At 64.4% G+C, this 11,530-nt stretch carries 12 protein-coding genes and 1 tRNA gene; all 13 read right to left on the minus strand.

Features of this window, described 5'->3' with window-relative positions; all coding sequences use genetic code 11:
• Position 1: 1 nt before the first annotated feature.
• Positions 2–1,093, minus strand: a complete 1,092-nt coding sequence (gene nuoH, locus NJD74_RS10630) for an NADH-quinone oxidoreductase subunit NuoH (protein ID WP_070470914.1) — start codon at positions 1,091–1,093, stop codon at positions 2–4.
• The gene (gene nuoG, locus NJD74_RS10635; RefSeq protein WP_319624161.1) at positions 1,090–3,324 is read right to left on the minus strand and encodes an NADH-quinone oxidoreductase subunit NuoG; all 2,235 of its coding nucleotides are present in this window, start codon (positions 3,322–3,324) and stop codon (positions 1,090–1,092) included. The genes nuoH and nuoG overlap by 4 nt, the downstream gene beginning before the upstream one ends.
• Positions 3,321–4,661, minus strand: a complete 1,341-nt coding sequence (gene nuoF, locus NJD74_RS10640; protein WP_019182681.1) for an NADH-quinone oxidoreductase subunit NuoF — start codon at positions 4,659–4,661, stop codon at positions 3,321–3,323. Before nuoF ends, nuoG begins: the two co-directional genes overlap by 4 nt.
• Positions 4,662–4,664: 3 nt before the next feature.
• Complete coding sequence (gene nuoE / locus NJD74_RS10645; RefSeq protein ID WP_019182680.1) at positions 4,665–5,192, minus strand: NADH-quinone oxidoreductase subunit NuoE; 528 nt, start codon at positions 5,190–5,192, stop codon at positions 4,665–4,667.
• Between the two features lie 94 nt (positions 5,193–5,286).
• Complete coding sequence (locus NJD74_RS10650; protein WP_319624162.1) at positions 5,287–6,594, minus strand: NADH-quinone oxidoreductase subunit D; 1,308 nt, start codon at positions 6,592–6,594, stop codon at positions 5,287–5,289.
• Positions 6,591–7,343 (minus strand): NADH-quinone oxidoreductase subunit C, encoded by a 753-nt coding sequence (locus NJD74_RS10655; RefSeq protein WP_319624163.1) that lies wholly within the window; start codon positions 7,341–7,343, stop codon positions 6,591–6,593. Before NJD74_RS10655 ends, NJD74_RS10650 begins: the two co-directional genes overlap by 4 nt.
• Positions 7,344–7,375: 32 nt before the next feature.
• Positions 7,376–7,930: an NADH-quinone oxidoreductase subunit B gene (locus NJD74_RS10660; RefSeq protein ID WP_019182677.1), complete on the minus strand. Its 555-nt coding sequence runs from the start codon at positions 7,928–7,930 to the stop codon at positions 7,376–7,378.
• Positions 7,921–8,277, minus strand: coding sequence for an NADH-quinone oxidoreductase subunit A (locus tag NJD74_RS10665; RefSeq protein WP_026069699.1), 357 nt, complete (start codon positions 8,275–8,277; stop codon positions 7,921–7,923). Before NJD74_RS10665 ends, NJD74_RS10660 begins: the two co-directional genes overlap by 10 nt.
• A gap of 112 nt (positions 8,278–8,389) precedes the next feature.
• A tRNA-Leu gene (locus NJD74_RS10670) sits at positions 8,390–8,474 on the minus strand.
• Between the two features lie 49 nt (positions 8,475–8,523).
• Positions 8,524–8,964 (minus strand): preprotein translocase subunit SecG, encoded by a 441-nt coding sequence (gene secG, locus NJD74_RS10675; protein WP_026069698.1) that lies wholly within the window; start codon positions 8,962–8,964, stop codon positions 8,524–8,526.
• 55 nt (positions 8,965–9,019) lie between these two features.
• Entirely contained in the window at positions 9,020–9,775 is a 756-nt protein-coding gene (gene tpiA, locus NJD74_RS10680) for a triose-phosphate isomerase (protein ID WP_046273238.1), read from the minus strand.
• 277 nt (positions 9,776–10,052) lie between these two features.
• Positions 10,053–10,988: a 2-oxoglutarate and iron-dependent oxygenase domain-containing protein gene (locus NJD74_RS10685; protein WP_019182673.1), complete on the minus strand. Its 936-nt coding sequence runs from the start codon at positions 10,986–10,988 to the stop codon at positions 10,053–10,055.
• A 421-nt stretch (positions 10,989–11,409) separates the two neighbouring features.
• On the minus strand, positions 11,410–11,530 hold a 121-nt coding region (locus NJD74_RS10690; RefSeq protein WP_148105806.1), incomplete at its 5' end, for a transposase.

Here is an 11,530-nt window from a genome sequence, read left to right on the forward strand (position 1 = left end):
CTTAGACGCCCTTCTGGATCACGCCGTAAAACACCATCAACGCCGTCACTGCAATCCAGAAGATGGTGAGCGGGATGAAGACCTTCCAGCCCAGACGCATGATCTGGTCGTAACGGAAGCGCGGGAAGCTGGCACGGAACCAGATGTAGGAGCTGGCGAAGAAGAAGACCTTCAGCAGCAGCCACGGCCAGCCGCCCTTCCAGATCCAGTCGATCCACGGCGAGATGTCTGCCGTGATCCAACCCTGGAGCGGGCTCAGCCAACCACCGAGGAAGAAGATCGAGATCAGGAAGCTGATCAGGATCATGTTGGCGTATTCGGCCAGGAAGAACAGCGCGAACGCACCACCGGAGTATTCGACCATGTGGCCGGCCACGATTTCCGATTCACCTTCCACGACGTCGAACGGCGCGCGGTTGGTTTCGGCAACGCCGGACACCCAGTACACGATGAACAGCGGGAACAGCGGCAGCAGGAACCAGTCGAACAGACCGGAGTTGCCCGCCTGCGCCATCACGATGTTGCTCAGGTTGAGGCTGCCCGAGGCGATCATCACGCCGACCAGGGCAAAGCCCATCGCGATTTCGTAGCTGATCATCTGCGCCGAGGCGCGCATCGCACCGAGGAACGCGTACTTCGAGTTGGAGGCCCAACCGGCCAGGATGATGCCGTACACGCCCAGCGAGGTCATCGCCAGCAGGTACAGCAGGCCGGCGTTGGCATTGGAGAGCACGATCCGGGCGTCGAAGGGAATCACCGACCAGGCCGCGAAGGCCGGGCCCAGCGTGATCAGCGGCGCCAGGATGAACATCGCCTTGTGCGAGCTGCTCGGCTGGATGATTTCCTTGAACAGCAGTTTGAAGACGTCGGCGAAGGCCTGGAAGATGCCCATGCCGACATACATCGGGCCATGACGCACGTGCATCCAGCCGATCAGCTTGCGCTCCCAGACCACGTAGAAGGCGACCGAGATGATCACCGGCATGGCGATCACCAGGATCTTCAGGATGATCCAGAGCAGCGCGCCGATGTCGCCCAGTGACAGCAGCCACTGGTGCAGCGGGTCGACCGCGTTCAACAGCAATTCGTTCATGCAGCCACCACCGTTACGCGTGCGGCACCCAGCGGTGCGGTTGCACCGTGGCCCGATTCAATCCAGACCGACCCAGCGGCAACGCGGGCGTCGACCACCACCGGCAAGGTGGCACGGCCGGCATCGGTGCCGACCTTGGCCATCTGGCCTTCCACCAACTGCAGGCGGGCAGCGTCGTCGGCGTTGAGCACGATGCGCGGGGCGTTGTTGAGCGGATGCGACTGCAGCGCCTGGGCACGACGGACCACCGCATCGGTGCGGTAGATCGCGGCGGTCGAGGTCACTTCCAGGCCCTCGCCCGCCACCGGCGTGGCCGCCGAAGACGACACGTTGACGCTGACCGGGGCCAGGCTGGCGCGCAGGCCGGCCAGATCGGTGAACTCGAAACCAGCCAGCGACAGTTCGCCGCCCAGTGCACGCAGCACGCGCCAGCCTTCACGCGCCTCGCCCGGCAGCTTGCCGCCGGCACGTGCCGACTGCTCGCGACCATCGAGGTTGGTCAAGGTGGCATCCACTTCCGGCAGCGCGCCGATCGGCAGGATCACGTCGGCCACATCGCGGGTCGAGGCACAGGCGAACTGGCTGAAGGCCACCACCTGGGCACCGGCCAGTGCCTTGCGGGCAGCGGCGGCGTCGGCGAAGTCCAGGCCCGGCTCGATGCCGTAGATTGCGTAGGCCTTGCGCGGCTGCGCCAGCATGGCGTTGACGTCCTTGCCGGCCGGCAGCACGCCGGCGCGGGTCAGGCCCACGCCATTGGCGCCCTGCGGGATGCGGCACAGCTTGGCACCGGTCGCGGCAGCGAAATCACGCGCGGCGGCGCGGATCGCGGCAGCCTGCGGGTGGTTTTCGGCGATGCCACCGACGATCAGCACGGCATTGCTGGCGCCCTTGACCGCGTCGCGCAGGTCGGCATTGCCGAGCGCGTCGATGAAGGCCGACGGGGTAACGATCTGCTTGCTGGCCAGCTTGAACGCGAAATCGAAGTCGACCGGATTGACGGCATGGATCTTCGCGTTGCGCGTGGTCTGTGCCTTGCGCAGGCGGGCATGCAGCAGCGGCAGCTCGTGACGGATGTTGCTGCCGAGCACGACGATGCTGTCCGCGCCTTCGATCTCGGCCAGCGGCAGGCCGAAGACTTCGGCGGTGGCGGCGTCGGAGAAGTCGCGGTTGTTGATGCGGTGATCGATGTTGGTGGTGCCCAGGCCGCTGGCGAGGCGGGCCAGCAGCGCGCCCTCCTCGTTCGAGGCCGACGGGTGCACCAGCACGCCGAGGTCGTCGCCCTGGTTCGCGGCGAAGATTTCCTTGGCGGCGGCCAGGCCTTCAGCCCAGCTCACTTCCTTCCACTCGCCGTTGACCTTGCGCAGCGGCTTGACCGCACGGTCATCGCTGTACAGGCCCTGGTGCGAATAGCGGTCGCGATCGGACAGCCAGCATTCGTTGACGGCTTCGTTGTCGCGCGGCACTGCGCGCAGCACTTCGCCGCGACGCACGTGCAGGAACAGGTTCGAGCCCATCGCGTCGTGGTAACCCAGCGACTCACGCGCGGTCAGTTCCCACGGACGGGCGCGGAACTGGAACACCTTGTTGGTCAGCGCGCCGACCGGGCAGACATCGACGACGTTGCCGGACAGCTCGGTCGTCAACGGCTTGCCGTCGTAGGTGCCGATCTGCAGGTTTTCACCGCGGTACATGCCACCCAGCTCATAGGTACCGGCAACGTCGGCGGTGAAGCGGACGCAGCGGGTGCACTGAATGCAGCGGGTCATTTCAGTGGCCACCAGCGGACCGATGTCCTCGTCGGGCACCACGCGCTTGCGCTCGTTGAAGCGGCTGACCGAACGGCCATAGCCCAGCGAAACGTCCTGCAGCTCGCACTCGCCGCCCTGATCGCAGATCGGGCAGTCCAGCGGATGGTTGATCAGCAGGAATTCCATCACCGAGCGCTGGAACTTCAGCGCCTTTTCACTGCGGGTGGCGACCTTCATGCCATCCATGACCGGTGTGGCGCAGGCCGGTGCCGGCTTGGGCGACTTTTCCACGTCGACCAGGCACATGCGGCAGTTGGCGGCGATCGGCAGCTTCTCGTGGTAGCAGAAGCGCGGGATCGGAATGCCGGCCTTGTCGGCGGCCTGGATGATCATCGAGCCCTTGGGCACGACCAGGGACTGGCCGTCGATTTCGACGGTCACATGATCCGGTGGCACGCTCGGGTTTACGGGTTGCGCGCTCATGCGGCGGCTGCCTCCACCTTCTTGCCGTCAACCATCGAATGACCGTTGACGATGTAGTACTCGAATTCGTCCCAGAACTGGCGCAGGAAGCCCTGGATGGGCCATGCCGCCGCTTCACCGAACGCACAGATGGTGTGGCCTTCGATCTGGCCGGCCACCGTCTTCAACTGATGCAGGTCTTCCATCGTGGCCTTGCCGGCGACGATGCGCTCCAGCACGCGGTGCATCCAGCCGGTGCCTTCACGGCACGGGGTGCACTGCCCACAGGATTCCTTGTGGAAGAACTGGCTGATGCGGCAGGCGAACTTGACGCAGCAGACGCTGTCGTCCAGCACCACGATCGCGCCCGACCCCAGACCGGTGCCCAGGGCACGCAGGGTGTCGTAGTCCATCTGCAGGCCCTTGAGCTCTTCAGCCTTCAGCACCGGCATCGAGACGCCGCCCGGGACCGCGCCCTTGAGCGTGCGGCCCGGCTTCAGACCACCGGCCATTTCCAGCAGGTCGTCGAAGGTGGTGCCCAGCGGCACTTCGAAGTTGCCGCCCTTCTGCACGCAGCCGGAGACCGAGAAGATCTTCGGGCCGCCGTTCTTGGTCAGGCTCAGGCCCTGGAACCACTCCGGACCGTTGCGGATGATCGCCGGCACCGAGGCATAGGTCTCGGTGTTGTTAATCGTCGACGGCTTGCCGTACAGGCCGAAGTTGGCCGGGAACGGCGGCTTGTAGCGCGGCTGGCCCTTCTTGCCTTCCAGCGATTCCATCAGCGCGGTTTCTTCGCCGCAGATGTACGCGCCGGCGCCCAGCGCACCGTAGATGTCGATGTCCACGCCGCTGCCAAGGATGTCCTTGCCCAGCCAGCCGTTCGCGTACGCGTCGGCCAGGGCCTGCTCGAAGTTCTCGAACGGCTCGTGGTGGAACTCGCCACGCAGGTAGTTGTAGCCCACGGTCGAGCCAGTGGCGTAGCAGGCGATCGCCATGCCTTCCACCACCGAATGCGGGTTGTAACGCAGGATGTCGCGGTCCTTGCAGGTACCCGGCTCGGATTCATCCGAGTTGCACAGGATGTACTTCTGCATCGTGCCCTTGGGCATGAAGGACCACTTCAGGCCGGTCGGGAAGCCCGCGCCGCCACGGCCGCGCAGGTTGGACTGCTTGACCATCTCGATGACCTGCTCCGGCGAGATCTTCTCTTCGAGGATCTTGCGCAGGGCGGCGTAACCGCCGGTCTTGAGGTAGTTTTCATACGACCACGGAGTGTCGTAATGCAGGGTGGTGTAGACCACCTGGTGCGGCAACGGTGCGGGACCGACCGGACCACTGGGTGCGTGATGATGTGCCATGTCTTACTCCAACCCGTCCAGCAGCTCGTCGACTTTCTCGACGGTCAGGCGCTCGTGGTAATGGCCGTTGATGACCATCATCGGCGCACCGGCGCAACCGGCCAGGCATTCTTCTTCGCGCTTGAGGTAGATGCGGCCATCGGCGGTGGACTGACCGGTCTTGCAGCCGAGCTTCTTCTCGGCATGCGCGACCAGGTCTTCGGCGCCGTTCAACCAGCAGCTGATGTTGGTGCAGAAGGCGACGTTGTGGCGGCCGACCTTCTCCAGTTCGAACATCGAATAGAAGCTGGCGACCTCGTAGGCCCACACCGGCGGCAGGTCCAGGTACTTGGCGACGCCGGCGATCAGTTCGTCGGTCAGCCAGCCCGCATTCTGTTCCTGTGCGGCGTGCAGGCCCTGCAGGACAGCCGAGCGCTTGCGATCCGGCGGGAACTTGGCCAGCCAGTGATCGATGTGCGCACGGGTCTTGTCACTCAAGACCACCATCGGGTCGACGTCGCGCGCCGCCTCGAAATTACCTGTCGCCTTCATCGGCCGACCTCAGCGAATACGAAATCGTTAAAAACCAGAACCTGCAGCGCCGGCAGCAGCCGGCGGGTGTCAGGCGTCGTGCAAGCGGATGCGATCACCGGTCCACCTCACCGAACACCAGATCGTAGGTGCCGATCATGGCCACCACGTCGGCGAGCATGTGCCCGCGCACGACCGAGTCGATCGAGGACAGATGGGCAAAACCCGGCGCGCGCAGGTGCACGCGGAACGGCTTGTTGGCGCCATCGGACATCAGGTAGCAGCCGAACTCGCCCTTGGGCGCTTCGACGGCGGCGTAGGTTTCGCCGACCGGGACGCAGTAGCCTTCACTGAACAGCTTGAAGTGATGGATCAGCGCTTCCATGTCGTCCTTCATGTCTTCGCGGCTGGGCGGCGCGACCTTGAAGTTCTTGACCATGACCGGGCCCGGGTTGGCCTTCAGCCAGGTGACGCACTGCTTGATGATGCGGTTGGATTCGCGCATCTCGGCCACGCGGCACAGGTAACGGTCGTAGCAGTCACCTTCCTTGCCGAGCGGGATGTCGAACTCGACCGCATCGTACTTGGCATACGGCTGCTTCTTGCGTAGATCCCAGGCGATGCCCGAGCCACGCAGCATCACGCCGGTCATGCCCCAGGCATGGGCCAGTTCCGGGGTGACCACGCCGATGCCGACCGTACGCTGCTTCCAGATACGGTTGTCGGTCAGCAGGGTCTCGTATTCGTCCACGCGCTGGGGGAACTCGACGGTGAAGTTCTCCAGGAAGTCCAGCAGCGAACCTTCGCGCGAGGCGTTGAGGTTCTTCAGGGCCTTGCCCTTGTGCCAGCGCGATTCCTTGTACTTGGGCATGTGGTCCGGCAGGTCACGGTAGACGCCGCCCGGACGGTAGTACGCTGCGTGCATGCGCGCGCCGGAGACCGCTTCGTAGCAGTCCATCAGCTCTTCGCGCTCACGGAAGGCATACAGCATGACCGCCATCGCGCCCAGATCGAGCGCGTTGGATCCCAGCCACATCAGGTGATTCAGGATGCGGGTGATTTCGTCGAACATGGTGCGGATGTACTGCGCACGCTCCGGCGCCTCGATCCCCATCAGGGTCTCGATCGCACGCACGTAGGCGTGTTCGTTGCACATCATCGACACGTAATCCAGGCGATCCATGTAGCCGATCGACTGGTTGAACGGCTTGGACTCGGCCAGCTTTTCGGTACCACGGTGCAGCAGGCCCACGTGGGGGTCGGCACGCATGATGGTTTCGCCGTCCATTTCCAGGATCAGGCGCAGCACACCGTGCGCGGCCGGATGCTGCGGACCGAAGTTCATCGTGTAGTTGCGGATCTCCTGGCGCAGTTCGGCCGGGTTGCTCGCAAAGGCCTGGCTGGCCTGGGTGAATTCACTCACTTGCTTGCCTCCGACTGCGCGGATTCACCGGCAGCGGTCTGGAAACGGGCGTCGTCACGGATCACGCGCGGCACGCCGACACGCGGTTCGACCGAGGTCACCGGTTCATAGATGACGCGCTGTTTTTCTTCGTCGTAGCGCACTTCGACGTTGCCGATCAGCGGGAAATCCTTGCGGAACGGATGGCCGACGAAGCCATAGTCGGTCAGGATGCGGCGCAGGTCCGGGTGACCTTCGAAGATCACGCCGAACAGATCGAACGCTTCGCGCTCGAACCAGTTCAGGCCCGGCCAGATGTTGGTCAGCGAAGCGACCACCGGCAGTTCCTCGTTCGGCGCAAAGCAGCGGATGCGCATGGTGAGGTTGTGCTGGTAGGAACGCAGCTGGGCGACCACGGCAAACCGCTGCAGCGGGATCGGCTGCGGCTGGGCGCCATTGCTGGTTTCGCGGGTGGGGAATTCACCCCAGGCGAAACGGCCGACGGACTTGCCCTCGACGCCACGGCTGAAACCCTGAGACGACACATCGGCCGTATCCCATTCGTCGCTGCCATAACCGAGATAATCCAGGCCGCACAGGTCAACGGCCTGCTCGAAACCGAATTCGTCGCGCAGCGCCAGAGCGGTGGCATGCCAGTCAGCGGCGGGCACTTCCAGCGTCACTTCGCCGCGGGGTTCGACCACGAAGACCTGCGCACCTGCGAAACGTGCGGAAAGTCGGTCGATGAAGGAATGTGCTTGCTCTGCCATGGGGGCTTGGCGTGCTCTTGTCAGGAGGGATGTCAGCGGGCGATGGTCTGCGTACGCCAGATCTTCTTCTGCAACTGCAGGATCCCGTACACCAGCGCTTCGGCGGTAGGTGGGCAGCCGGGGACATAGATGTCCACCGGCACCACGCGGTCACAGCCACGCACTACTGCATAGGAGTAGTGGTAGTAGCCGCCACCGTTGGCGCAGCTGCCCATCGAGATGACCCACTTCGGGTCCGGCATCTGGTCATAGACCTTGCGCAGGGCCGGAGCCATCTTGTTGACCAGGGTGCCGGCCACGATCATCACGTCGGACTGACGTGGCGACGGGCGGAACACCACGCCGTAACGGTCAAGATCCAGGCGCGCCGCACCGGCGTGCATCATTTCCACTGCGCAGCAGGCCAGACCAAAGGTCATCGGCCACATCGAACCGGTACGCGCCCAATTCAACAGCGCATCGACGCTGGTGGTCACGTAGCCCTTTTCGAGCAGGGGGTTGTCGCCTTCGGGGCGCAGGATGTCATCGACCCGCCCTTCCGGGACCGGGTTGTTCATCAGGCCGTCGAGCGTCTGAATTACTCCCATTCCAGCGCTCCCTTCTTCCAGACGTAAATGAAACCGAGGAAAAGCATGCCTACGAAGAGGCCCATCGTGACCAGCGAACGTGCGCCCAGTTCCATGAAGACCTGGGTCCACGGCACGATGAAGATGATTTCCAGATCAAATACGATGAACTGAATCGCGATCAGGTAGTAGCGCACATCGAACTTCATGCGCGCGTCCTCGAAAGCCTCGAAGCCGCATTCGTACGGCGAGAGCTTTTTAAGATCAGGACGTCGGGGACCGAGGAATCGGCCAACCAGCATCAGCGCAACGCCGATACCGGTGGCAACGATCAGAAACAGCAGAGACGGCAAATATTCGGCCAGCACAGCGATTCTCTCTTGCCTCTGCCGCTGCGCCTGCAGGCGCTTTGGCATGGGGGAGTGGACGGATACCGCTACCTGGCGCTTTGCGCGCCAGACGAACCCGCTTACAAACAAATGGTGCCCAAGAGGGGACTCGAACCCCTACGACTCTCGTCGCTACCACCTCAAGGTAGTGCGTCTACCAATTCCGCCACCTGGGCTTACGATCGCACCGGTTGTTCTCCAGTGCGCCGCATATTGTAACCGTCTTCAGCGAGTCTGGGTGCCTTCCGAAGGCTTTTCTTCACCAGATTTCGGAGTTTCCGCCTGAGCCGGCACAGTGGCCGACGGAACAGGCTGCTGCGCCGGGGTTTCCGGGGCCTTGGGCACGGCCGGAAGCTCGCCTGCCGGTGCGGCCGGCGCAGTGGCGGCCGGCGCCGACATCAGGCCGAGGTCCTGCTGCGCCGCCGGGCGCGAGCCATGGCTGGCGTACCAGGCCATGAAGAGGCTGATGCCGAAGAACACCACGGCCAGCCACTTGGTCGACTTGGACAGGAAGTTGGACGCACCACGTGCGCCGAACACGGTGCCCGAGGCGCCGGCACCGAAACCCGACCCTGCGGCCGCGCCGGAACCACGCTGCATCAGGATGAGCGCGATCATGGCCACTGCGACCAGCACGTAGACCACATTGAGGATCAACATCAGCATTTCGAATCCGTCCTCGGACATGTCGTGCCGGCGGTTGGGCCGACAACGTAACTAATTAGCGCCCCGCCGCCGCGGCGGCGATGGCAAGGAAGTCCGCGGCCACCAGCGAGGCGCCGCCCACCAGCCCACCATCGACATCGGGCTGTGCGAACAGTTCCGCGGCGTTGTCGGGCTTCACGCTGCCGCCATAGAGGATCGACAGTGAATCCGCAATTCTAGCATCGAGCTTGGCCACTTCGCCACGGATGAACGCGTGGACCTGCTGGGCCTGCTCCTTGGAGGCGGTCCGGCCGGTGCCGATGGCCCAGACCGGCTCATAGGCGACCACGGCCTGGGCGAACCCTGCGGCCCCGACCAGATCCAGCACCGGGGCCAGCTGGGCGGCGATGACCGCCTCGGTCTGGTTGGCTTCGCGCTGCTCGAGCGTCTCACCGACGCACAGGATCGGGGTCAGACCGGCATGCAGGGCGGCGGCGAACTTGCGGGCGACCAGTTCGCTGCTTTCAGCGTGGTACTGCCGGCGCTCGGAGTGACCGACCAGGCCGTAGCGGGCCCCGACTTCGGCCAGCATGGTGGCCGAGACTTCACCGGTGTAGGCGCCCTTTTCATTGCTGCTGACATCCTGGGAGCCGAACGCGACGGCGCGGCCTTCGAAGGCTTCGACCAGCTCGCCCAGATACGGCAGCGGCGGCAGGACCACGACGTCGACGCCCTGCAGCGGGAGGTCGGCAACCAGGTCACTGACCAGGTCGGTGGCGAATTGGCGGCTGCCGTGCAGCTTCCAGTTACCGGCGACGATCTTGCGGCGCATGGCGGGGGCTCCTTTGGGTATCAGCCGGCCATGATAACGGATGCAACGAAATGGCGTTGGTGGGAAAACGCTTACATTTCAATTGGATATTTATTTTCCGCTGCCGACGAAAGGCAAGTGCAAGGGCGACAGCGGCGGCGGGGGCGCCCGGGCTGGGCGGGCGCAGGTGGGTTGGCGCGCATCGGAGTGCGGTGGAGCAAGCCGGCCAGCGGTCGGCACGACCCGGAATGAAGAAGGCCGCCTTTCGGCGGCCCTCGTTCTTGCCCCGGCAGATCGCTTACTTCAGCTTGATCTCGCGCAGGCGCTCTTCCAGGAAGCCGTGGGCGGTGATCGGCTCCGGGTAGCGGCTCGGGTTCTCCGGGGTGATGCAGGTCGGCAGCACGTCGATCAGGAAATCCGGGTTCGGGTGCAGGAAGAACGGCACCGAGTAGCGCGGCTGGCGCGCCTGCTCGCCCGGGGGATTGACCACGCGGTGGATCGTGGAGGGGTACACATGGTTGGTCAGGCGCTGCAGCATGTCGCCGATGTTGACCACGATGGTGTCCGCGTCGGAGGTGAACGGCACCCACTTGCCCTCGTGCGACTGCACTTCCAGGCCGGCCGCACTGGCGCCGACCAGCAGCGTGATGAAGTTGATGTCGCCATGGGCCCCGGCGCGCACGTTCGGGATGTTCTCCGCCGTGATCGGGGGGTAATGGATCGGGCGCAGGATCGAATTGCCGTTGTTGGTCTTGTCGGCGAAGAAGTCCTCCGGCAGGCCAATGTGCAGCGCCAGCGCCGACAGGACGCGCGAGCCCAGCTTGTCCAGCGCCTGGTAGATCCCGTAACCCCGCTCGCGGAAGCCCGGCACCTCGCTCGGCCACAGGTTCGGGGCCATCACCTCGCGGTACGGGGAGTCGTCCGGGATCTCCCGGCCGATGTGCCAGAACTCTTTCAGATCAAAGTGCTGCGAGCCCTTGGCGGTCTCCACGCCGAAGGCCGTGTAGCCGCGCGCGCCGCCACTGCCCGGCACGTGGTACTGGCGCTTGGTCTCTTCGGGCAGCGCGAAGAAGGCCTTGAAGACCTCGTAGGCGGCGTCGATGTCGGCCTGCGGGATGCCGTGGTTGCGGATGCCAGCAAAGCCCCATTCGCGATAGGCCGCACCCAGCTCAGCCACGAACGCATCGCGGTCGGTGTCGAAACGGGTGATGTCGAGGGTGGGGATCTGGCTCACAGCGATTCCTGCTTGTTCATGGTGGTCGGTGGGCCAGCTGTGGCCCGGCTGAACATTGTGCCAGATCGGGCCAACCCCGCCACCGATACATTGATACAAACCGATACAATGCGCGCGCCCAGACGGCCAGAACGGGCCAACGGTGACGCTGATGCGCCGCCCCCTTTACTCCTTGCCCCGCCCGCCTGATGGATGCCCTGCCCTCCCCCTCATCGCCGATGGCGTTGCGCCGGCTCACGCCGGCAGGGCCGATCCCGTGGCCGATGAGCACGCACGACCTCCCACCCACGGCACCGCACAGCGCATGGGATGCGCTGGCGCGATTCCGCAGGCAATGACGACGACCGCCCACGCCTGCCGCGGGCGCGTTTCCACACATGGACTGTCCACCGATGAACGCTCCACTGAAAATTCTGGTTCTTCACCCAACTCCGGGGAAGGCCGCCCGGATCTTCAGGAAGAAATACGCGTCATCTCGGTATCCGTAGGCAACGCGCTTGATGACCTTGATCTTGTTGTTGATGCCTTCCACCAGGTTCGTC

The sequence above is a fragment of the Stenotrophomonas sp. RG-453 genome, from assembly GCF_033843685.1.
Classification (GTDB): Bacteria; Pseudomonadota; Gammaproteobacteria; order Xanthomonadales; family Xanthomonadaceae; genus Stenotrophomonas; species Stenotrophomonas bentonitica_A.